Below are 22,871 nucleotides of genomic sequence, written 5' to 3' on the forward strand. Positions count from 1 at the left end.
TCGAAAATGAAATTAGCTGACAACAAAGCCACACTGTCCTTCAGTAATGGCAGCCCCAGCGTTGAACTGCCGGTGTACCAGGGTAGTGTCGGACCCGATGTCGTAGACATCCGCAAGCTCTACGCGCAAACCGGAATGTTTACCTACGACCCGGGCTTTTTGTCCACGGCGGCGTGCCAGTCAGCGATTACTTACATCGACGGCGACAAAGGCGAGCTGTTGTACCGCGGCTACCCCATCGAGCAATTGGCCACCAATTGCGACTTCATGGAAACCTGTCACCTGCTGCTGTACGGAAACCTTCCCGATGCCGCAGGCAAGGCCGACTTCACCAGGCGCGTGACCCAGCACACCATGGTCAACGAGCAGATGCAGTTCTTCCTGCGCGGTTTCCGCCGTGATGCACACCCCATGGCCATCATGACCGGCCTGGTGGGCGCACTGTCGGCCTTCTATCATGACAGCACCGACATCAACAACCCCGAGCACCGCGACATCTCCGCGATCCGTCTGATTGCCAAGATGCCGACCCTGGTGGCCATGGCCTACAAGTACAGTGTGGGCCAGCCCTTCATGTACCCCAAGAACGACCTGAGCTATGCCGGCAACTTCATGCACATGATGTTTGCCACGCCTTGCGAGCCCTATGTCGTCAATCCCGTCATCGAGCGTGCGCTGGACCGCATCTTCACACTGCACGCCGACCACGAACAAAACGCGTCCACATCCACCGTGCGCCTGTGCGGCAGCTCGGGTACCAACCCGTTTGCCGCCATCGCAGCCGGTGTGGCCTGCCTGTGGGGCCCCGCCCACGGCGGCGCCAACGAGGCCTGCCTGAACATGCTGGAAGACATCCAGAAGATGGGTGGCATCAGCAAGGTTGGCGAGTTCATGGAAAAGGTCAAGGACAAGAGCTCCGGCGTCAAGCTGATGGGCTTTGGCCACCGCGTGTACAAGAACTACGACCCTCGCGCCAAGCTCATGCAAGAGACCTGCAAGGAAGTGCTGGCGGCCCTGGGCCTGGAAAACGACCCGCTGTTCAAGCTGGCCATGGCCCTGGAAAAGATCGCACTGGAAGACGACTACTTTGTGCAACGCAAGCTCTACCCCAATGTGGACTTCTACTCCGGCATCGTGCAACGCGCCATCGGTATCCCCGTGAGCCTGTTCACCGCCATCTTCGCGCTGGCCCGCACCGTCGGCTGGATTGCGCAGTTGAATGAAATGATTGGCGACCCCGAATACAAAATCGGCCGTCCCCGCCAGTTGTTCACCGGCTCTGAAAAGCGTGACGTAGCGCCCATCGCACAACGCTAATCCGCTGCCTCCCTTCAAAAGCCCGCCAGCGGTCAACGCTGGCGGGCTTTTTATTTGCTATATTTTTGATAGCTACATATCCATATTTCTCGGGGGCTACAGGCCATTTTTCCTTAGAACGATCCGCCAGCACGGTTTACCATACCTTCCATCGCCATACGCGATGGCAAACCAGCCGATACTGTAGGAAAATACGCCTACGCATCGCCATCAGCGATGTCTTTGACATCCCATGAACACCCCTGACCGCAGTTTTGCCCGCCGCATGGACCTGACCTCGCTTCAGCTCTTTGCCGCTGTCTGCGAGCTGGGAAGCATCGGCAAGGCCGCGCAGCGGGAGTTCATTGCACCTTCGGCCCTGAGCAAGCGGCTCAGTGATCTGGAGGCCACGTTGGGCACCGCACTCTTGCACCGCCACTCACGTGGTGTGCACCTCACGCCTGCAGGTCAAAACCTGCTGCAGCACGCGCGGGCCGTGTTGTTCAGCCTGGAGCGCATGCAGTCCGAGTTCAGCGAATACGCCGACGGTGTACGCGGCCAGGTGCGGGTGCATGCCAGCATCTCGGCCACGGTGCAGTTTTTGCCCGAAGACCTGGGTGCCTTCGTCCGTGCGCACCAGGGCGTCAAGATCGACCTGGAGGAACACCTCAGCAGCGAAGTGTTGCGCGCGGTGCAAGAAGGTGCAGCGGACCTTGGCATCTGCAACACGGCCGATGGCGTGGGCGAACTGCAGACCCTGCCCTACCGACAAGACCAACTCGTGCTCATCGTGCCCACAGGCCATGCGCTGGCTGGCAAGCCCCGCGTGGCCTTTGAAGAAACCCTGGCCTACGACCATGTGGGTCTGCACTCCAACAGTTCCATCTATGTGGCCATGCGCCAGGCCGCGGCCGCGCTGGGGCAAAGCATCAAGCTGCGCATCCAGGTCAGTGGACTGGACGCCATGGGCCGCATGATTCTCAACGGACTGGGCATAGGCGTCATGCCCTTGCGCGCCTTTACGCTGATGCACAGCGCGGGCGGGCTTACTGCTGTGGCCCTGACCGATGCGTGGACCACGCGCCGCATCGAGCTAGTAGCCCGCGATTTCTCCACCCTGCCGCACACCGCACGGCTGCTGGTGGACCACCTCACCGCCATGCCTCCGCAGCCGGGGGCCAAGGCCTAGAATCCCGTTTCACAAGGAAAACATCTCCATGGCACGCACGCTTTACGACAAGCTTTGGGACGACCACGTTGTCCACACCGAGGAAGACGGCACGTCCATCCTCTACATCGACCGCCACCTGGTCCACGAAGTGACCAGCCCCCAGGCCTTTGAAGGCCTGCGCGTGGCGGGCCGCAAGGTCTGGCGCGTGAGTTCCATCGTGGCCACCGCGGACCACAACACCCCCACCACGGGCTGGGAATTGGGGTACGACGGCATCACCGACCCGACCAGCAAAGAGCAGGTCACCACCCTGGATGCCAACATCAAAGAGTTTGGCGCCGCGGCCTTCTTCCCGTTCCTGTCCAAACGCCAGGGCATCGTGCACGTCATCGGGCCTGAAAACGGCGCGACCTTGCCTGGCATGACCGTTGTCTGCGGCGATTCCCACACATCCACCCACGGCGCCTTTGGCGCACTGGCCCACGGCATTGGCACCAGCGAGGTCGAGCACGTCATGGCCACGCAAACCCTGTTGGCCAAGAAGGCCAAGAACATGCTGGTGAAAGTGGAAGGCGCCGTTGCCCAGGGCATTACCGCCAAGGACATCGTGCTGGCCATCATCGGCAAGATAGGCACGGCCGGTGGCACCGGTTACACCATTGAGTTTGGTGGTTCGGCCATACGCGCCCTCTCCATGGAAGGCCGCATGACCGTCTGCAACATGGCCATCGAAGCCGGTGCACGCGCGGGCCTGGTGGCCGTGGATGAAAAAACTATCGATTACGTCAAGGGACGCCCCCTGGCCCCCGGTGCCAATGCCACAAGCCCCGAGGCAGCGGCCGTGGAATGGGACCAGGCGGTGGCATTCTGGAAAACACTGCACTCCGACACCGGTGCACATTTCGACACCGTGGTCGAGCTGGATGCCACCCAAATCGTTCCGCAAGTGACCTGGGGCACCTCGCCCGAAATGGTGCTGGGCATTGACGCCCGCGTGCCAGACCCGGACAAGGAAAAAGACGCCAACAAACGCGGAGCCATCGAGCGTGCGCTGACCTATATGGGACTGGAGCCCGGCAAGGCCTTGAACGATTTGTTTGTCGACAAGGTGTTCATCGGTTCCTGTACCAACAGCCGCATCGAAGACATGCGTGAAGCCGCAGCCGTAGTCAAAAAGCTGGGGCAGAAAGTGGCCAAAAACATCAAGCTGGCCATGGTGGTACCGGGCTCCGGCTTGGTGAAAGACCAGGCGGAACGCGAAGGTTTGCACGAAATTTTCAAAGCCGCCGGCTTTGAATGGCGCGAGCCCGGTTGCTCCATGTGCCTGGCCATGAATGCCGACCGCTTGGAGCCGGGCGAACGCTGCGCCTCCACCAGCAACCGCAATTTTGAAGGCCGCCAGGGAGCAGGTGGACGCACCCACCTGGTTAGCCCGGCGATGGCTGCGGCAGCGGCCATCCATGGCCATTTTGTTGACATCCGCAAATTCAGTTAACTCCAAGCCCACCGAGAGGAAACCACCATGAAAACCATCGTTTACGCTGTGTGCGCATCCGCCCTGTTGCTGTTGACTGCCTGTAACACCGTCAAGGGTGTGGGACAGGACGTCCAGAAGGTTGGCGAAAAAATCGAAGACGCGGCGAAGAAAAAATGAACAAATTCACCATCCACAAGGGCCTGATTGCGCCCATGGACCGCGAGAACGTGGACACGGACGCCATCATTCCCAAGCAGTTTCTCAAGTCCATCCGCAAGACCGGTTTTGGCCAAAACCTGTTTGACGAATGGCGCTACCTGGACGCGGGTTTTCCCGGCCAAGACCCGACCAGCCGCAAGCCTAACCCGGACTTTGTGCTGAACCAGCCACGTTATGCCGGGGCCAGCATCCTGTTGGCGCGCAAGAACTTTGGCTGCGGCTCGTCGCGCGAGCATGCGCCCTGGGCGCTGGACCAGTATGGTTTTCGTGCCATCATCGCGCCCAGCTACGCCGACATCTTCTTCAACAACAGCTTCAAGAACGGCCTGCTACCTATTGTGCTGAGCGAAGCGCTGGTGGACCAGTTGTTCAGTGAGGCTCTGGCCTTCCCCGGCTACCAGCTCACCATCGATCTGGAGCGCCAGGTCATCGTCAAACCCCAGGGTGAAGAAATCCCGTTTGAGGTGCAGGCTTTTCGCAAATACTGCCTGCTCAACGGCTTTGATGACATCGGCCTGACCCTGCGCCACGCGGACAAGATCAAGGCATTTGAGGCCGAACGTCTTGCACAAAAACCGTGGTTAGCCCGCACGATGTCTGCCTAAGCAGCTACAAATTCAATAGCACATTAAGGACCCCATGAAAATCGCAGTGTTGCCGGGTGACGGCATTGGTACCGAAATCGTCGCCGAAGCCGTCAAGGTCTTGAACGTTCTGGACTTGCCCCTGGAAATGGAAAGCGCCCTGGTTGGCGGTGCCGCCTATGAGGCCCATGGCCATCCCCTGCCTGAGTCCACACTCAAGCTGGCCAAGGAAGCAGACGCCGTGCTGTTCGGCGCCGTGGGTGACTGGAAATACGACAAGCTGGACCGCCCGCTGCGCCCCGAACAGGCCATTCTGGGCCTGCGCAAGAACCTGGGCCTGTTCGCCAACTTCCGTCCCGCCATTTGTTACGAGCAGTTGGTCGGTGCTTCCAGCCTCAAGCCCGAACTGATTGCCGGCCTGGACATTCTGATCATTCGCGAACTGACCGGCGACATCTACTTCGGCCAGCCCCGCGGTCGCCGCATAGCCACCGATGGCCACTTCCCCGGTGCCGAGGAAGCCTATGACACCATGCGTTACTCGCGCCCCGAGATCGAGCGTATTGCCCACGTAGCTTTCCAGGCGGCGCGCAAGCGCAAGGCATCGGGAAGTGAGGGTCGCGTGACCAGCGTGGACAAGGCCAATGTGCTGGAAACCTTCCAGTTCTGGAAAGACGTGGTCTCCGAGGTCGGCCTGCAATACCCCGACATTGCGCTAGACCATATGTATGTGGACAACGCCGCCATGCAACTGGTCAAGGCGCCCAAACGTTTTGACGTGGTGGTCACCGGCAATATGTTTGGCGACATCCTGTCGGACGAAGCCTCCATGTTGACCGGGTCGATTGGCATGCTGCCCTCGGCATCGCTGAATTCCAGCAACCAGGGCCTGTACGAACCCAGCCACGGCAGTGCACCCGACATTGCAGGCAAGGGCATCGCCAACCCGCTGGCCACCATTCTGAGTGCGGCCATGATGCTGCGCTTCAGCCTGAACCAGGAAGCTTCTGCCCTGCGTATCGAAGCCGCCGTGCAAAAGGTGCTGGCACAAGGCTTGCGCACGGCCGACATCTACAGCGAAGGCACAACCCGCGTCAGCACCCGCGAAATGGGTGATGCTGTTGTCAAGGCCCTGTAAATATCTGCCTTACAATCGGCCCATGCAAATCCATCGCCCCGTTTCCCTGGTACTGCCCTTCTGCGGCGGTACAGGCGCGTGGGCCGGTGTGCCGTCGGCTCTGCCTGCGACCACCAAGACGACAACCATTAAAGGCTAAACAAGCCCGGTTCGTCGCGCCCCTACCCGGCCAGACGAGCCGGGCAGACCAAATTCTGTGTTTTGAATTTTTTCTGAAAGGGCAATGTCATGAAGGTAGGTAATCTCGTAGGCCTCGTCGGTTGGCGCGGCATGGTGGGTTCGGTTCTGATGGACCGTATGCAAACCGAGGGCGACTTCGATTTGATCGAACCCGTGTTCTTCTCCACCTCCAACTCCGGTGGCAAAGCCCCGGCCCAGGCCAAGAACGAAACCACGCTGCAGGATGCGTTCAATATTGACGCCCTGAAGCGCTGCGACATCATCATCAGCGCCCAAGGTGGTGACTACACCACCGAAGTCTTCCCAAAATTGCGTGCTGCAGGCTGGAACGGCCACTGGATCGATGCCGCATCTACATTGCGCATGGACAAGGACGCCGTCATCATCCTGGACCCGGTCAACATGCCTGTGATCCAGAAGGCGCTGGCCAACGGTGGCAAAAACTGGATAGGCGGCAACTGCACCGTCAGTTGCATGCTGATGGGCGTGGGTGCGCTGTACAAGGCTGGTCTGGTGGAGTGGATGAGCACCCAGACCTACCAGGCGGCTTCTGGCGGTGGCGCGCAGCACATGCGCGAACTGCTTACCCAGTACGGCACACTGAACGCTGAAGTCAAAGCCCTGCTGGACGACCCCAAGAGCGCCATCCTGGAAATTGACCGCAAGGTTATTGCCAAGCAGCGAGCACTAACTTCCGCAGAAACGGCTAATTTTGGCGTACCGTTGGGCGGTTCGTTGATCCCCTGGATCGACAAGGACCTGGGCAATGGCCAGTCCAAGGAAGAGTGGAAGGGCATGGCCGAGACCAACAAGATCATGGGCATGGGCGAAGGCTTCAGCACCCCTGCCATCCCCGTGGACGGCTTCTGCGTGCGTGTGGGCGCCATGCGCTGCCACAGCCAGGCTCTGACCTTCAAGTTGAACAAGGACGTACCCGTGGCCGACCTGGAAGCCATGATGGCTGCCGATAACGAGTGGGTCAAGGTCGTTCCCAACACCCGTGAGGCGACTATCAGGGACCTGACACCGGTGGCAGTGACCGGCACCATGACGATCCCGGTCGGCCGGGTGCGCAAACTCGCCATGGGCCCGCAGTACGTTGGCGCCTTCACAATTGGCGACCAGTTGCTCTGGGGAGCCGCGGAGCCATTGCGCCGGATGCTACGTATTTTGCTGTCTGCGTAATTAATTGCAACTCGGGAGTACCGGCACAGATTACACTCCCGAGTCGTTGTCGCAAGGCAACAAAAAAGTACCAAGTTGGCATGGCACAGGTCCGGCCTGTAAAGTTAAGCGCTTTCTTAGCTTGTCAGTCTAAGACATTGATGTTATGGTACTTTTTACGTTTTGAGAGTCTGGCTTTTGGGCCGCAAAGAAGCAAACAAATTGCTGCTCGCGTGAGCTGCACCGGAGGCATATAAATTGATAGCAAAGTCACATCGTTGGCAAAAGACCGCTGTAGCGGCTGCGGCCATTGCGCTACTGGGTCTTACCACCACTGGGGCTTTGGCGCTTTCGCTTGGCCGCATCACGGTACAGTCAGCGTTGGGCGAACCCCTTCGCGCGGAAATTGAAGTCCCTGACATCAACGCCGAAGAAGCCTCATCCCTGAAAGCCAGCGTTGCGTCCCCCGCAGCTTTCGCTGCCGCAGGACTGGAATACAACGCAGCCATGGCCGGGTTGCAGGCCACATTGCAACGTCGTGCCGATGGCCGTGCCTACATCCGCCTGAGCAGTGACCGTCCGGTCAATGACCCGTTTGTGGACATGATCATCGAGGCCAGCTGGTCGTCGGGTCGCATCCTGCGCGACTACACCATGCTGTTTGACCCGCCCGTTACGCGAAGCCAGGCACCGATTGCGACCACGCTGCCACAAACATCCACGCCTTCGGCCTTGCCCAGAACTGGCCGAGCGACCGCACCATCTGCTCCCGCAGAGCCCACACGCAGCGCACCCGCGCAGCGGCCGGTGGCAGCCAGCCAACCAAAACCTGCCGTTGTGGCGTCACCGTCCGACGACACACGCCGTGTAGTCGTCAAATCCGGCGACACTGCCAGCAAGATTGTGGCCAATGCCAAACCAGCGGGGGTCTCGCTGGACCAGATGCTGGTGGCACTGTTGCGCACCAACCCGGACGCGTTTGTCAACAGCAACATCAACCGCATCCGCGCCGGCGCTGTTGTGGATTTGCCAAGCGCCGAGCAGGCCCAGGCCTTGTCGGCGGCTGAAGCAACCCAAACCGTGGTTGCCCAAAGCAAGGATTTCAATGAATTCCGCCGCAACCTGGCAACCAATGCGCCGGCAGCTGCTGTAGCGGCACCCGCACGCAAGAGCAGTGGCGCTATTGATACCAAGGTCGAGGACAAGAAGACCGCCGCCGTCACGCCGGACAAGTTGACACTGTCCAAAGGCTCCGTCCAGTCCAAGACAGACGACACCAAGATTGCCAAGGAGCGGGCTGAGAAAGAAGCCGCTGCGCGCGCTGCTGAAATTGCCAAAAACATCAGTGACCTGAAGAAGCTCGGTGGCGCCAGTGCGGCAGCCCCTGCCGCCGCTGCAGTGGCATCCCAACCCAAACCTGCGGCTACGCCGTCGGTGCCGGCACTTGCCGTTGCGGTGCCACCACCCGTGGTGCCGGTCGCCCCGCCCTCTGCGCCAACCGCTGTGCAGCCTCCAGCGCCCGTTGCTTCGGCTCCCGCATCTGCTGCTGCAGTAGCATCCGCTCCAGTTGTTACGCCGACGGCAAGCGCTCCTGCCAGTGCGCCCGCTTCTGCGCCAGCAAAGCCCAAGGTGGTGGTGCCGGCGCCCCAACCGGTGGAAGAGCCCAGTTTGGTGGATGAGTTGTTGGGTAACCCCTGGCTGCCGTATGGCGCAGGCGCTCTGATTGCCGTGTTGGGCGGTTTTGCATTCTGGCGTACACGCCAGCGCAAGAACAGCCAGTCGCACATGGACAGTTCCTTCCTGGAAAGCCGTCTGCAGCCAGACTCGTTCTTTGGCGCCAGTGGTGGACAACGGGTCGACACCAATAACGAGAATTCGGCCACGGGCTCGTCCATGGTCTATTCTGCAAGCCAGCTGGATGCAGCAGACGACGTCGATCCAGTGGCGGAAGCCGATGTGTACCTGGCCTATGGCCGCGACCTGCAAGCAGAAGAGATCCTGCGCGAAGCAGTGCGCACCAACCCTGGCCGCTTGGCCATTCACACCAAGCTGCTGGAGATTTTCGCCAAACGCCGCGACGCCAAAAACTTTGAAGCCAGCGCAACCCATGCATTCCAGTTGACGGGCAGCAACAGCCCAGACTGGACCCGCATCTGCGAAATGGGCATGGGATTTGACCCTGGCAACCCCTTGTACCAACCCGGTGGTGCACCCACGGGCGATGGCGGTGCTACACAGCCGATTGCTGCGGTAGCTAGCTCTACGTTTGGCAACAGCACCATACCGCAACCCGTGCGCGCCGATGCGGGCGAGTCTGTGTCCGGCGTCGACCTGGATCTGGATCTAGATTTCTCACTGGATGACGAACCGGCACCGGCCGTTACCGAACTGAGCAAGAACGACTTCAGCCAGGCCAAGGTTGAGCAGACCGTCAAGATGCCAGCCGCGCCTGGTGCAGATGCCCATGCGCCGATGGACATGGATATGGACATGGACTTCGAAATGCCCATCGAAGCACCCGTTGCCGCGCAGGCCGCTGCGCCCCAGTCCATGTACGAGCCGCCTGCCAGCGCATTGCCGGAAATTTCCTTGTCCATGGATTTGGATGAGCCCGCTGTGGACCACCACCCGGTGCCAGAATTTAATGCCACATCGCCGGCTCCGGTGGTATCTGCAGCGCCAGCTGCAGACGCCAAAGACTCTGGCATGCTGGAATTTGACCTGGGCTCTTTGTCGCTGGACCTCGATGGCCCGGCATCTGAGCAGCACACTGCGTCGGACAACCTCACCGAAGACCCGTTGGAAACCAAACTCGCGCTGGCCGATGAGTTTGTATCCATCGGCGACGAAGACGGCGCCCGCGCGCTGATCGAAGAAGTGGTGGCAGAAGCCACCGGTGAGATGCGCGCCAAAGCGCAACGCGCCCTCGCCAACCTGAGCTAAGCCCGCCCTCGGGCGGAGCGCTCCTGACGCATACAACATTGCCGTGAGGGTCGCGCTTGGTATCAGCTACAACGGACAGGCCTACCAGGGCTGGCAAAGCCAGCTCTCCGGTCTGACCGTACAAGACAAACTGGAAGCAGCCCTGGGCAAGTTTGCCGCCCAGCGCGTGTCCACGCTGTGTGCCGGCCGCACCGATTCGGGCGTACACGGCATCATGCAGGTGGTGCACTTTGACACCCCGCTGGAACGCGACACCTACTCCTGGGTCCGTGGCACCAATGCCAATCTGCCCCGTGACATTGCGGTGCAATGGGCAGTTGTTCCCCCCGAAGGATTCCATTGCCGGGCCTGCGCCACATCGCGCCGTTATGCCTATGTGCTGTACGAGTCCACGATACGCCCCAGCATTGACCAGGGCCGTGTGGGCTGGGCGTTTCGCTCGCTGGACGCAGATGCCATGCGCCAAGCGGCAGACATCCTCATTGGCGAGCACGATTTCACATCCTTCCGTGCCTCCCAATGCCAGGCGCTGACTCCCGTCAAGAATCTGATGGAGATCGCCTTCAGCAAACGCGGTTCCTACTGGCGCATCGAATTTGAGGCCAACGCCTTTCTGCACCACATGATCCGCAACATCATGGGCTGCCTGGTGCAGATCGGCCAGGGCAAGAAACCACCGGAATGGATGGCCGAGGTGCTGGCCGCGCGGGACCGCCGCGCCGCCGCTCCCACCTTTTCTCCCGATGGCCTGTACTTTCTGGGACCACGCTATGACGCCAAGTGGGGTATCCCCGACCGTGCGCCTGCGTATGATGGGCTGCCATGACATACATTGCCCCCACGCTTGCGACTACGTTTGCTGCGCTGCTCCCCGAGGGGGCGCAATCCGCCTTGGGGCGGCTCGGCGGCGGATTCATCCGAACCCGCATCAAAATCTGCGGCTTGACCCGCGAAGACCAGGTGGACGCAGCCGTTGCCGCCGGTGCCGATGCGATTGGATTTGTGCTGTACGCCAAGAGCCCGCGTGCGGTCACGGTGCAGCGTGCGGCCGAATTGGCCAAACGTCTGCCACCCTTTGTCACACCGGTGCTGCTGGTTGTGAATGCAAATGCTACAGAAGTAATAGCAGCATGTTCAATGATCGCGGGGGCTACTGTCCAATTCCATGGAGACGAAAGTCCAGAGGACTGCCATCTGGCCACGCTGGAGAGCAAGCGCCCCTGGGTGCGCGCGGCGCGTATACCGCTGGACGATACCGCTGCCAGCTTTGACCTCGTACAATTCGCCAACGATTACTCAAACGCACAAGCCATTCTGCTCGACGCCCATGTCGATGGATTTGGTGGCAGCGGCAAGGCATTCAATTGGTCACTTCTTCCTCCAAGCGTCAACGCTCACCTCGTCTTGAGTGGTGGACTCACACCTGCAAACGTGGGCGATGGGATCGCGCTGGTTCGGCCGCGCTGTAAGACGCTGGCCGTGGATGTGAGCTCCGGCGTTGAAACCGTGGACGCTCAGGGTAAGCCCCTCAAGGGCATCAAAGACCCCATCAAGATTCAACAGTTTGTGGCCGCCGTGCGCGCTGCCGACAACCAGCGAATCCAATCTCCAGCGGACTAGGCCTCGCCTTCGCGTGCCGGGTCCGCGTTCTGAAACTTGCGGGGCAGACCGCGACACACCGTGACCGCTCTGTCCTCAACACGAGAGAAAAGACCATGTACGCATACCAACAACCGGACCCGACCGGACACTTCGGAAAATACGGCGGCAGTTTTGTGTCCGAGACACTAACCCACGCCATCAACGAACTCAAAGACGCCTACGCAAAGTACCAGCACGACCCGGCCTTCCTGGCCGAGTTCCAGTCCGAGCTGGCCCACTTTGTAGGCCGCCCTTCCCCGGTCTACCACGCAGCCCGCATGAGCCGTGAAATGGGCGGTGCACAGATCTTTCTGAAGCGCGAAGACCTCAACCACACGGGCGCCCACAAGATCAACAACACCATTGGCCAGGCCATGCTTGCCAAACGCATGGGCAAGCCACGCGTGATTGCCGAAACCGGCGCCGGCCAGCACGGCGTGGCCACTGCCACCATCTGCGCCCGTTACGGACTGGAGTGCGTGGTCTACATGGGCAGCGAAGACGTCAAACGCCAAAGCCCCAATGTCTACCGCATGAAGCTGCTGGGCGCCACCGTGGTGCCAGTGGAGAGCGGAAGCAAGACGCTGAAAGACGCGCTGAACGAAGCCATGCGCGACTGGGTTGCCAATGTGGACAACACCTTCTACATCATCGGCACGGTGGCCGGCCCCCACCCCTACCCGATGATGGTGCGCGACTTCCAGAGCGTGATTGGCAACGAATGCCTGGTACAGATGCCCGAGATGCTAAAAGCCGCAGGTTGCAAAGGCGAACAGCCCGACGCGGTGGTTGCCTGTGTAGGCGGCGGGTCCAACGCCATGGGCATTTTCCACCCCTACATCGCCCATGAAGCCACGCGCCTGATCGGCGTCGAAGCGGCTGGCGAAGGGGCAGACAGTGGCAAACACTCCATGTCCATCCAGCGCGGCAGCCCCGGCGTGCTGCACGGCAACCGCACCTATGTGCTGCAGGACGACAACGGCCAAGTGACCGAGACACACAGCATCAGCGCCGGTCTGGACTACCCCGGAGTGGGCCCTGAGCATGCCTTCTTGGCCGATATCGGTCGCGCCGAATACGTGGGCATCACCGACAAGGAGGCGCTGGAAGCCTTCCACTACCTGTGCCGCACCGAGGGCATCATCCCCGCGCTGGAATCCAGCCATGCGGTGGCCTACGCCATGAAGTTGGCCAAGACCATGCGACCGGACCAATCCATTTTGGTGAACCTGTCGGGCCGTGGCGACAAGGACATTGGCACGGTGGCCGATTTGAGCAATGGTGAGTTCTTCTGTCGACCCAGTTGTACAGGTCAATCGGTCAAGGGAAATGTGGCCCTAGCCCCCGTATCTGCTGCATTGTCTGCTATCAAGGTGGTAGCATGAGCCGCATCACCTCCACCTTCGCCACACTGAAGTCCCAGGGCCGCAAGGCGCTGATCCCCTTCGTCACTGCGGGTTACCCGTTTGCCGACGTTACCCCCGAGCTGATGCACGCCATGGTGGCGGGCGGCGCCGATGTCATCGAGCTGGGCGTGCCCTTCTCCGACCCCAGCGCCGACGGCCCGGTGATCCAGAAGGCCGGTGACAAGGCCCTGGCCTTTGGTATTGGCCTGGTCCAGATTCTGGCCATGGTGCGGGAATTTCGCCAGACCAACACCAGCACGCCCATCGTGCTGATGGGTTACGCCAACCCGGTGGAACGTTACGACCAGAAACACGCCAAACCCGGTATCAGCAGCCCGTTTGTGAAGGACGCAGCAGAGGCAGGAGTGGACGGCGTGCTGATCGTCGACTACCCGCCCGAAGAATGCGAAGCCTTTGCCGCCGACCTGCGTGCCCACAACATGGACCTGATCTTCCTGCTGGCCCCCACCAGCACCGAGCAACGCATGCAGCAGGTGGCCCGCGTGGCCAGCGGTTATGTGTATTACGTGTCCCTCAAGGGGGTGACGGGTTCGGGCGCGCTGGACGTGGGCGCGGTGGAAGCCATGTTGCCCCGTATCCGCCAGCACATCCAGGTGCCAGTGGGGGTCGGTTTTGGCATACGTGATGCGGCAACGGCCAATACCATTGCCCAGGTGGCTGATGCGGTGGTCATTGGCAGCAAGATCATCCAGCTGCTGGAAGACCAGCCGCGTGACCAGGTCGGTTTCACAGTGCAAAATTTCCTGAAAGAAATACGGGTCGCTTTGGATTCATAATGGCACCCTTGCGGAACCAGGCGCGGCGGCCCGCAGCCCTGCGCCGGTTCCCCCTTGAGATGAAGGAACACCACCCATGAGCTGGCTCGAAAAACTGCTTCCCCCCAAAATTCAGCAAACCGACCCGGCCGACCGCCGCAGCGTCCCTGAAGGCCTGTGGGTCAAGTGCCCCAGTTGTGAATCCGTGTTGTACAAGACCGATCTGGAGCAAAACCAGAACGTCTGCCCCACCTGCAGCCACCACCACCGCATTGGCGCCCGCGCCCGGCTCAATGTGTTTCTGGACAACGAAGGCCGTTTTGAAATCGGCCAGGAAGTGCTGCCGGTGGACCCGTTGAAGTTCAAAGACAGCCGCAAATACCCCGACCGTCTGAAAGAAGCCCTGGAAAACACCGGCGAGACCGATGCCCTGGTGGTCATGGGCGGTGCCGTGCATGGTGTCAGCCTGATCGCAGCCTGCTTTGAGTTCGACTTCATGGGCGGCAGCATGGGCTCCGTCGTCGGCGAGCGTTTTGTTCGGGGCGTGGAAGCGGCCGTTGAACAAAAGGTGCCTTTCCTGTGTTTTACCGCTACCGGTGGCGCACGTATGCAAGAAGGTCTGTTGAGCCTGATGCAAATGGCCAAGACCAATGCAGCCCTGACCCGTCTGGCCAAGAAGGGCCTGCCCTACATCAGTGTGTTGACCGACCCGACCATGGGTGGCGTCAGCGCAGGTTTTGCGTTCCTGGGTGACATCGTGATTGCAGAGCCCAAGGCCCTGATCGGTTTTGCCGGTCCGCGCGTCATTGAATCCACGGTGCGGGTGACGCTGCCAGAAGGTTTTCAGCGTTCGGAGTTTTTACAGACCAAGGGGGCTGTGGATCTGATTTGTGACCGTCGTGAACTGCGCAAGACCGTGGCTAATTCGCTGGCGATGCTGCAAAGGCAGCCTGCTGACGCAGTCATCATCTAAAGCTTATTGCTTTTTGGCTACACCGCGGGGATTGCGGTGAGCCGGTCTCCTCATGGTGCCAAATGCGCACAAATCGGATACCGGCTCACCGCAATCCCCGCTCTACATTTGCGCTGCGTAAAAGCCAGACCTGCACTACAGCGCGACTAGCACGGCGGCCTGCACATTCCCCAGCACAATGCCTGCGATTTGCAGGATGACGAGCAGCACCAGCGGTGACAGGTCAATACCGCCTACCAGGGGCACGACGCGGCGAATGGGTATCAGCAGGGGCATGACCAGCCGCTCCAGAAAGTCGGCCGCCACTGACTGGGTCTGCACCCACGACAAAATGGCATAAATGATGACCAGGCCGGTCATGCCCGAGATGGCCATACGCACCAGGCCAAACGCGGCCAGCACCAGCACCGACAGCAGATTGGCACCCATGCCGGTGAGACCCCACAGGATCAAAAACTGCGCCAGCTGGATCAGGAAGGCACCCACCAGGCTGGCCAGGTCCCAGCGCCCCACCGCCGGGATCACGCGGCGCAGCGGCAGCACCAGCCAGTCGGTCAGCGCAAAAATGAACTTGGCCAGCGGGTTGCCCGAGCGCACTGACATGGGTATGCGCTGGTACTGCATGTACAGGCGCAGCAGGCAGGTGCCGGCCAACAAACCGGCGGCCACTTCCAGCAACAGAGAGGAGATTTGGTAGAGCATGGTGTCCAATGAAAAAGGGCCTTTGCATCATAGCCGCAGCGGCTCTTCCAGGCCGCCGCGCCGGGCCGCCCCAAGCAAGGCCGCACCCCCTCGGGGGGCAGCGCAGTACGCGAAGCGACAAGCGTGGGGGCTTAGAACTTAGAATCTAGGGTTCTGGCCGGCAAAAGCGGCCTTCTCTTTGACCCACCCTCTGCCCACCTCCATGTCTGACTCCAACGCATCTGCTCCCGCCCCCGCACCCCAGGACGAAAACCAGTTGATCCTGGAGCGCCGCGAAAAACTCAAGGCCATTCGCCAGCAGCAGGTGGACGGCAAAGGCGTGGCCTTTCCCAATGACTACAAGCCCAGCCACAAGGCCGAGGCCCTGTTCGCCGAATTTGACAGCCGGACCACCGAAGAGCTCGAAGCCCTGAACATCACCGCCAAGGTGGCCGGCCGCATGATGCTCAAGCGTGTCATGGGCAAGGCCAGCTTCTGCACCCTGCAAGACGCTTCTTTTGGCACGACCGGCGGGCGCATCCAGATTTACGTGAAGGGTGAAGATGTGGGTGCGGAGCTGTACGCCGCGTTCAAGCACTGGGACCTGGGTGACATCGTCGCCGCCGAAGGCAGGGTGTTCAAGACCAAAACTGGCGAATTGTCGATCCACGCCACCAGCGTGCGGCTGCTAACCAAGAGCCTGCGTCCTCTGCCAGGCGACTTCTATGGCATGAAAGATCAGGAGCAAAAATACCGCCAACGCTACGTGGACCTGATCACTGACGTGGAAGCCCGCAAGCGCTTCATGGCGCGCAGCAAGGCCGTCAGCGCGTTGCGCGACTTCATGGTGAGCCACGACTTCCTGGAAGTCGAAACCCCCATGCTGCACCCCATTCCCGGCGGTGCCAATGCCAAGCCCTTCAAGACCCACCACAACGCGCTGGACCAGGAGATGTTCCTGCGCATCGCGCCCGAGCTGTACCTCAAGCGCCTGATCGTCGGTGGCTTTGAGCGCGTGTTCGAGATCAACCGCAGCTACCGCAACGAAGGTATCAGCGTGCGGCACAACCCCGAGTTCACCATGATGGAGTTCTACGCGGCGTACTGGAACTACCAGGACCTCATGGACTACACCGAGGCGCTGATCCGCGACGCCGCCCAGCGCGCGACCGGCTCGCTGCAACTGACCTACGCCGGCAAACCGGTCGACCTGAGCAAGCCTTTTGAGCGCCTGACGATTGTCGAAGCCATCCGCAAGTACACCGATGCGGGTGACAACGTCAACGACCCCGTCTGGCTGACCAACGCCGTCAAGAAGCTGGGCCTGACCGAGGCCAAGAATCGCCTGGAAGGCCGCACCCTGGCCAGCCTGCAGGTGCTGTACTTTGAAGAGACCGTGGAAGAGAAGCTGTGGAACCCCACCTTCATCATGGAGCACCCCACCGAGATCTCGCCGCTGGCCCGTGCCAATGACGAGCGCCCCGAAGTGACCGAGCGTTTTGAGCTCTACATCACCGGCCGCGAATTCGGCAACGGCTTTAGCGAATTGAACGACGCCGAAGACCAGGCCGCCCGCTTCCACGCCCAGGTGACCGCCAAAGACAGCGGTGACGACGAGGCCATGCACTTCGACCACGACTTTGTGCGTGCACTGGAATACGGCATGCCCCCGACCGGCGGCTGCGGTGTGGGTATCGACCGCCTGATGATGTTGTTGACCGACAGCGCCAGCATCCGCGACGTGATCCTGTTCCCTGCCCTGCGCCGAGAGGTCTAAGCGTTTTAGGCCTCCAGCCCCCGAAAAACATGGTTGCATAGCTATGAAATCGGTAGCAACCGTGCAATGGAAGTTTCTGCAAGGCTACCCGCCCGACACGCTGGCCCAGGTGCAGCAGATGCTGGACGGGCAGCGCACGGGCGCCTGGCTGTTGAAAAAATACCCCACGGCCCACGGTGTGCGAACCGACCGGGCCTTGTACGACTACGTGCAGGGGTTGAAGGCGGAACACCTGCGTGGTGCCGAGCCTGTATCCAAGGTGGCGTTTGACAGCAAGCTGCAAATCGTCCAGCACGCGCTGGGCACACACACCACGGTATCCCGCGTGCAGGGCAGCAAGCTCAAGGCCAAACGCGAGATCCGAATTGCATCCCTGTTCAAGGACTGCCCACCCGAGTTTCTGAAAATGATTGTGGTGCACGAGCTGGCCCACTTGCGCGAGCGCAACCACGACAAGGCCTTCTACCAGCTGTGCACCTACATGGAGCCGGCCTACCACCAGCTGGAGTTTGAAGTGCGCCTGTACCTGACGCACCTGGATGCAGTGGGTACGCGCTGCTGGGCTGCTGCCGACAGCGCGCCTTAGGCACCCCAGCCCGTCAGGGCCGGGTGAGCATCTGGACGATTTCGTCTTTGATCTTCAGACGTTTCTTCTTTTCGATTTCTAGCGCCTCGTCCGTCATGGCTGCGCCGGCACCGCCCGTTGTCTCCACCTTGGTGATGGCATGGTTGACCAGGTCGTAGCTCTCAAATAGCTTGGCGAAATGGGCGTTGCTGGCCCTCAGGCTCTGTATCTTGTCCTTGAATTGGGGGAACTCGGTGGCGATGTCGTGTTTGAGCAGGTTCATGCGCATCCTTAAAGCGTTGAGGGATGGGATAAGCGGTGCGCGCAAAGACGACGCGCACCCCGGGTGTACCACAGGCCCTCGGTGCGGGCTAGCAGTTCTTTTGTAGATCTGCTTCGCGGGTGACCGCAGGGCCAGAACAGCACAACTTCATCAAAGAGCGACCTTTTCAAACTGCGACAACAGCAAGGCATTTTGTCCAGACCAGCGCTCCAGTGCCGCGGTGTCTTTACCGTGGAGCCGGTTCAGAAATGCCAGCGCCAGCTGGCGGGTCGCCACCTTCACTTTGGGATTGAGCGCAGCGCCGCCCGTGCCCATGCGGTCGGTAAAAATGCTGTGCGAGCCATCCTTGAAAACCGCCAGCACTTTGGCGGCCTGCGTGCTTGCACCGGTCGCCTGGTACAGCGCCAAGCGGTCGGCCACACCAGAGCTGTAGCCAGGGATTTGTATGTCATCGGCGGTCGCGGTGATGTGCAGTGTGGGCACATCGATGCCAGACACAATTTTGAGCGGATCACCCAGGCCATAAAACGGGGGCGCAGAGATCAATATCGCGGCACCAAAGCGCGGGTCTTTGACCCACACGGTATTGCCATTCATGTCCACCTTGGCGCCGGCCAGCAGCATCGTTGTATTGGCACCGTAGGAATGACCGGCTGCGATGAGGCGTTGGCCATCAATGACCTTGCCCACCGGATCGCCCAGCAGGCGGTCGAGTGCGAACTTGACATCCTTCACGCGATGCAGCGCCTCGGTGTCTTGGGCTGCATCGGACAAGCGCGAAACCAGCGTCAGCGGGTTGCCGCGCCAGAGTTGGCGGTCGCTCCCCACATGCTGCACGTGCAAGCTGGCATAACCGTGTGCTGCAAAGTAGCGCCCCAGGTAGCTGTAGCCTTCCATGGAGCCACCAATCCCGTGTGAGAAAACGACCAGAGGCACCGTGCCTGCATCCAAGCCAGGCCCGGCTGGCAGATAAATCTTGGCCGGCACCGGCCGGTCGCGGGTGGTATCCTTCCATTGAAAGGTCTGCGTGGTGAACAACGACGGATCTACCGAAACTGCTTCTGAAGCGGCAGCCGTCGCGTCCGGTTTCGGCGCGGCCTCCACCGACGCCGATGTGGCTGCCTGGGCACCGAGTACGGCCAGGCCAAGCAAAGCCGCCGCTATGCCGCGGTATATCCAGGTTTTGGCACCAGGCGTGGTGAGTGGGATGCGCGTGAGGAGGTTCATAAGTCTGGCTCTGAAGGTTAGCGTTGTGTGGTGACCGTACCTAGCGCGGGGAGGTCGCCGCCCCACATGCGGGCCCACAACCAACGCAAGCTGTCAGCTATGGGTGGGCGGGCCGTGTGCTGGATGGCAGGCGGTGGTGTCGCGCCGGGGTGCAAAGGCCGCCCCAGTACAAAATCGAATACATAGGCGCCCTCCTGCCCCATGCGCAGATCGGTCAGCCACAGGTGACCGTCTTGAAAGCGCATCCGCATCAGGCCATCGGTAAAACGCAGCATGCGTTGTACATGGGGGTGGTTTGCATGGGCCTGCACCAGGTCTTGCCCAAGGGCATGTTGGGTCCAGCGCACCGGGCGGTTGCCATCCAACAATGCGTAATACCCTTCGTAGTAGTGGTCGCCCTGCACCGCTACCGCACGCCACAACAGCGTGTTCAAGGGGGCCGGGGTGACCAGCAGCGCCTGGGGTTGCAAGCCCTGGCTTGCCAATGAGCGCTGCACGTGATCGGTAGCCCAGGCCTGTGCCAGCAGACTCCAGCCCAGGTAGGCCGTACTCAGCGCCAACAGCGAGCCATTCCACCGCAAGCCCGTATGGGCGGGGCGGCGCAGGGCCATGGTGACCCCCACGAGCAAGGGCAGCGTGTACAGCGGGTCAATGATGAACATGCTGCCCACACCATAGGCCTCATCGGTAAAGGGTTGCAATAGCTGCGTGCCATAAATGGTGAGTCCATCCAGCAGTGGGTGGGTGGCCATTGCTGCAAACATCGCCAGGCACCAGCGCCATCGCAAGGGCCATTCATGGTGCAGCCTTGCCGCTAGCAGGCCCAGCAGTGCGCCACCGAGTGAGGTCCACAACAAGGAGTGTGAGTGCCCCCGGTGCAAGACCATGTTGAGCACGGCATCGCCGTGGTCCAGCAATACGTCAAGGTCTGGCAACGTGCCAGCCACACCGCCCCACAGTGCTGCTTTCCATACCGCGGTACGGCGCCCCATGAGGGCAATGCCAATACTGGCGCCCAGTGCCAATTGCGAAACAGAGTCCATGGAAATGCGGCTGTTGGCGCCCTAGGTGGTTGAGGCCCGAATGTAGCGAAAGGGGGAAGCCCATACCCCATCTGGGGACGAAAAAGCCCCCCCCCGAGCTACATCACCACTTCATGTCGCCCTTGTTGACCTTGGCACCAATGTCCAGCGCCATGGCCATGCCCGCATCGGGGTACGCCTTTTGCAGGCTGCTGATCAGCTCGGCGCTGGTCTTGGTGGCGGCTGCGTTTTTCTCAAAGGTCTGCAGGTAGGTCTTGGTGTAGGTGATGGCGCTGGCATCCAGCTTGGTGCCCGCGTTCATGTGGCCAGGCACCACAACGACCGGGTTCAAGGCCGCCATCTCGTCCAGCTGTGCCGCCCATGCACTACGCTCGGCGGTGGTCTGTGTATCGGCCGTCCACACATGCAAGTTGCCAAACACCGCGATATTGCCAACGATGGCCTTGATGGAGGGAATCCAGGCATAGGGCCGGTGCGCCAGCAGGCCCTGGGTGCCGCGAATCTCAACCTTTTCACCATCCACGGTCAGCGTGGTACCGCTCAATGCCTTGGGCAGCACCGGCGTCTTGGGAGCATTGGCACCCATCTTGGGGCCCCAGAAAGCGACCTTGCCAGCCATCTTGGCGCTCAGCTTCTCCAGCACGGCGGGCGTGGCCAGCACCTCGGCCTGGGGGAAGATTTCCTTCAGCGTTTCCACGCCAAAGTAATAGTCCGGGTCGGCCTGGCTCACGAAGATGGTCTTGAGTTGTTTACCGCTGTCCAGCACATTGGCTGCTATGCGCAGCGCGTCGGCGCGGGTAAAACCAGCGTCTATGACCAGGGCTTCCTTCTCGCCGTAGACCAGCGTGGAGTTGACGTTAAAGCTATTGTCGTCGCCGTTGTAGACCTTGATCTGCAATGGCTGAGCGGCTTGGGCGCCAGAAAAAGCGATGGCCAAAGTGGCGGCGATGAGGGTGGTGCGGAACATGGTGATTCACTCCAAAAAGAGGGTTGTTGCTGTACAAGAGCCTGCAGTTTAATTTCGTGAATCGTGCAGATATACCCCATAAAATGGCCATTACTGTTTCACAAATTGAGCAAACACAATGGACCGACTCACCGCCATGCAGGTCTTTGCCGAGGTGGCAACCAGCGGCAGCTTCACCGCCACAGCCGACAAACTGGACATGTCCCGCGCCATGGTCACGCGTTATGTGGCCGAACTTGAGCAGTGGCTGGGCGCCCGCCTGCTGCAGCGCACCACCCGCAGCGTGACGCTGACCGACGCGGGCGAGACGTGCCTGCGCCGCAGCCAACAAATGCTGGCGCTGATGGAAAACGTGGAGGAAGAAACCTCTACCGCCACCGGCGGTGCGCTGCGCGGCCAGTTGCGTTTGACCTGCGCAACATCCTTCGCCTATGCCCACCTGGCCGCGGTGTTGTCTGACTTCCTGGCGCTGCACCCGCAATTGAAGATCGACCTGAACATCAGCGAAGGTGCGCTGAACCTGGTGGACGCCCGCATAGACATGGCCATCCGCATCAGCGCAGAGCCCGACCCCATGCTGATCGCCCGGCCGCTGGCGCGGTGTGACTCGCTGCTGGTGGCGTCACCCGCCTATCTAGCCAGCCACGGCACACCGAAATTGCCGCAAGACTTGGCGCAGCACCGCTGTCTGAGCCATGCCAATTTCGGCAAGAGTGTGTGGCATTTGTCGCGCGGTGAAGAGTCTGCGAAGGTCAGCGTGGCCAGCCACTTCAGCGCCAATGAGGCGACCGCGCTGCTGAAGGCCGCCATGGCGGGTGGCGGCATTGCGATGTTGCCTAGTTACCTGGTCAACCCGAGCGTGGCTACGGGTGCATTGCAGGTGGTCTTGCCGGAATGGAAAGTGCCGGCCTTGACGATTTATGCGCTGTACCCGTCGCGGCGGAATTTGTCGCCAGCGGTGCGGGCGTTGCTGGATTATTTGGTGGGGCGGTTTGAGGTGGTGCCGTGGTGAGCGTACCGGTGGTAGTTCAGGCTTTTGGCACTGGCAGGTTTGATGTGGATGAACTCTGTTCCCGAACGATACGGGTAACGCCAAGTCGGAGTCCGAGCATCCCCAAAATGCGGTTCATGGTTTGAACGGTGCCTTCGCTGCGTTCCTGCTCGATGTCTTGCATGGTGCGTGCTGAGACACCAGAGAGTTTGGCCATCTCGGCCGTGGTCAGACGCATGGTCTTCTTGAGGTGGCGTACAGCTTGTGCAAGCGACCACTCTGGATGCGCTATGACGTCTTCTACGGCTTTCTTGCGCAGATCCAGTTGCTCCGATACCGACAGGGTGTTGAAACGTTTGTCCATGGCTA

Annotated in this window: 22 protein-coding genes; 16 read left to right on the plus strand and 6 right to left on the minus strand. The window is 60.7% G+C overall.

All coding sequences use genetic code 11. The features are described from left to right. Positions 1–6: 6 nt before the first annotated feature. The 13 genes from gltA to accD all read left to right on the plus strand — a co-directional run bounded on the left by gltA (position 7) and on the right by accD (position 14,968). Positions 7–1,317: a citrate synthase gene (gene gltA, locus HZ993_RS08005; protein ID WP_209396824.1), complete on the plus strand. Its 1,311-nt coding sequence runs from the start codon at positions 7–9 to the stop codon at positions 1,315–1,317. Between the two features lie 232 nt (positions 1,318–1,549). Continuing rightward, complete coding sequence (locus tag HZ993_RS08010; protein ID WP_209396826.1) at positions 1,550–2,485, plus strand: LysR family transcriptional regulator; 936 nt, start codon at positions 1,550–1,552, stop codon at positions 2,483–2,485. Positions 2,486–2,513: 28 nt separating this feature from the next. After that, positions 2,514–3,962: a 3-isopropylmalate dehydratase large subunit gene (leuC, locus tag HZ993_RS08015; RefSeq protein WP_209396828.1), complete on the plus strand. Its 1,449-nt coding sequence runs from the start codon at positions 2,514–2,516 to the stop codon at positions 3,960–3,962. A 27-nt stretch (positions 3,963–3,989) separates the two neighbouring features. Next, positions 3,990–4,121 (plus strand): entericidin A/B family lipoprotein, encoded by a 132-nt coding sequence (locus tag HZ993_RS08020; RefSeq protein ID WP_209396830.1) that lies wholly within the window; start codon positions 3,990–3,992, stop codon positions 4,119–4,121. After that, positions 4,118–4,768: a 3-isopropylmalate dehydratase small subunit gene (leuD, locus tag HZ993_RS08025; protein ID WP_209396832.1), complete on the plus strand. Its 651-nt coding sequence runs from the start codon at positions 4,118–4,120 to the stop codon at positions 4,766–4,768. The genes HZ993_RS08020 and leuD overlap by 4 nt, the downstream gene beginning before the upstream one ends. A 34-nt stretch (positions 4,769–4,802) precedes the next feature. Next, on the plus strand, positions 4,803–5,885 hold the full coding sequence (leuB, locus tag HZ993_RS08030; RefSeq protein WP_209396834.1) for a 3-isopropylmalate dehydrogenase: 1,083 nt from the start codon (positions 4,803–4,805) through the stop codon (positions 5,883–5,885). A gap of 228 nt (positions 5,886–6,113) precedes the next feature. Next, positions 6,114–7,250 carry an aspartate-semialdehyde dehydrogenase gene (asd, locus tag HZ993_RS08035; protein WP_209396836.1) on the plus strand — a complete coding sequence of 379 codons (1,137 nt, stop codon included), beginning with the start codon at positions 6,114–6,116 and terminating at the stop codon, positions 7,248–7,250. A gap of 321 nt (positions 7,251–7,571) precedes the next feature. Next, positions 7,572–10,172, plus strand: coding sequence for a FimV/HubP family polar landmark protein (locus tag HZ993_RS08040; protein ID WP_245213875.1), 2,601 nt, complete (start codon positions 7,572–7,574; stop codon positions 10,170–10,172). A 43-nt stretch (positions 10,173–10,215) separates the two neighbouring features. Continuing rightward, positions 10,216–10,998: a tRNA pseudouridine(38-40) synthase TruA gene (gene truA, locus HZ993_RS08045; protein ID WP_209396838.1), complete on the plus strand. Its 783-nt coding sequence runs from the start codon at positions 10,216–10,218 to the stop codon at positions 10,996–10,998. Beyond that, positions 10,995–11,792, plus strand: a complete 798-nt coding sequence (locus HZ993_RS08050) for a phosphoribosylanthranilate isomerase (RefSeq protein WP_209396840.1) — start codon at positions 10,995–10,997, stop codon at positions 11,790–11,792. Before truA ends, HZ993_RS08050 begins: the two co-directional genes overlap by 4 nt. 95 nt (positions 11,793–11,887) lie before the next feature. Beyond that, positions 11,888–13,198: a tryptophan synthase subunit beta gene (gene trpB, locus HZ993_RS08055; protein ID WP_209396842.1), complete on the plus strand. Its 1,311-nt coding sequence runs from the start codon at positions 11,888–11,890 to the stop codon at positions 13,196–13,198. After that, positions 13,195–14,016, plus strand: coding sequence for a tryptophan synthase subunit alpha (gene trpA, locus HZ993_RS08060; RefSeq protein WP_209396844.1), 822 nt, complete (start codon positions 13,195–13,197; stop codon positions 14,014–14,016). Before trpB ends, trpA begins: the two co-directional genes overlap by 4 nt. Positions 14,017–14,092: 76 nt before the next feature. Next, positions 14,093–14,968, plus strand: a complete 876-nt coding sequence (gene accD / locus HZ993_RS08065; RefSeq protein ID WP_209396846.1) for an acetyl-CoA carboxylase, carboxyltransferase subunit beta — start codon at positions 14,093–14,095, stop codon at positions 14,966–14,968. Between the two features lie 135 nt (positions 14,969–15,103). Here the strand turns inward: accD and HZ993_RS08070 are convergent, their stop codons facing one another. Then, on the minus strand, positions 15,104–15,670 hold the full coding sequence (locus tag HZ993_RS08070) for a YggT family protein (protein WP_209396848.1): 567 nt from the start codon (positions 15,668–15,670) through the stop codon (positions 15,104–15,106). Between the two features lie 202 nt (positions 15,671–15,872). Between HZ993_RS08070 and lysS the strand changes: the two genes are divergently transcribed. After that, positions 15,873–17,426 (plus strand): lysine--tRNA ligase, encoded by a 1,554-nt coding sequence (lysS, locus tag HZ993_RS08075; RefSeq protein WP_209396850.1) that lies wholly within the window; start codon positions 15,873–15,875, stop codon positions 17,424–17,426. A 43-nt stretch (positions 17,427–17,469) separates the two neighbouring features. Beyond that, a complete protein-coding gene (locus HZ993_RS08080; protein ID WP_209396858.1) occupies positions 17,470–18,012 on the plus strand; it encodes a M48 family metallopeptidase in 543 nt (180 codons plus the stop codon). 13 nt (positions 18,013–18,025) lie between these two features. Here the strand turns inward: HZ993_RS08080 and HZ993_RS08085 are convergent, their stop codons facing one another. The 4 genes from HZ993_RS08085 to HZ993_RS08100 all read right to left on the minus strand — a co-directional run bounded on the left by HZ993_RS08085 (position 18,026) and on the right by HZ993_RS08100 (position 21,511). Continuing rightward, entirely contained in the window at positions 18,026–18,274 is a 249-nt protein-coding gene (locus tag HZ993_RS08085; protein WP_209396860.1) for a YdcH family protein, read from the minus strand. A 150-nt stretch (positions 18,275–18,424) separates the two neighbouring features. Continuing rightward, positions 18,425–19,501 (minus strand): hypothetical protein, encoded by a 1,077-nt coding sequence (locus HZ993_RS08090; RefSeq protein WP_209396862.1) that lies wholly within the window; start codon positions 19,499–19,501, stop codon positions 18,425–18,427. Between the two features lie 17 nt (positions 19,502–19,518). After that, on the minus strand, positions 19,519–20,544 hold the full coding sequence (locus HZ993_RS08095; protein ID WP_209396864.1) for a metal-dependent hydrolase: 1,026 nt from the start codon (positions 20,542–20,544) through the stop codon (positions 19,519–19,521). Positions 20,545–20,647: 103 nt separating this feature from the next. Next, positions 20,648–21,511 carry an MBL fold metallo-hydrolase gene (locus tag HZ993_RS08100; RefSeq protein WP_209396866.1) on the minus strand — a complete coding sequence of 288 codons (864 nt, stop codon included), beginning with the start codon at positions 21,509–21,511 and terminating at the stop codon, positions 20,648–20,650. Between the two features lie 118 nt (positions 21,512–21,629). Here HZ993_RS08100 and HZ993_RS08105 point away from each other — a divergent pair, with 118 nt between their 5' ends. Beyond that, entirely contained in the window at positions 21,630–22,523 is an 894-nt protein-coding gene (locus tag HZ993_RS08105; RefSeq protein ID WP_209396868.1) for a LysR family transcriptional regulator, read from the plus strand. Between the two features lie 16 nt (positions 22,524–22,539). On the opposite strand, the gene HZ993_RS08110 is transcribed toward HZ993_RS08105, so the two are convergent. Further along, on the minus strand, positions 22,540–22,866 hold the full coding sequence (locus tag HZ993_RS08110) for a helix-turn-helix domain-containing protein (protein ID WP_209396870.1): 327 nt from the start codon (positions 22,864–22,866) through the stop codon (positions 22,540–22,542). Positions 22,867–22,871: the final 5 nt, after the last annotated feature.

Origin of the sequence: Rhodoferax sp. AJA081-3, from assembly GCF_017798165.1 — a bacterium.
GTDB lineage: Bacteria > Pseudomonadota > Gammaproteobacteria > Burkholderiales > Burkholderiaceae_C > Allorhodoferax.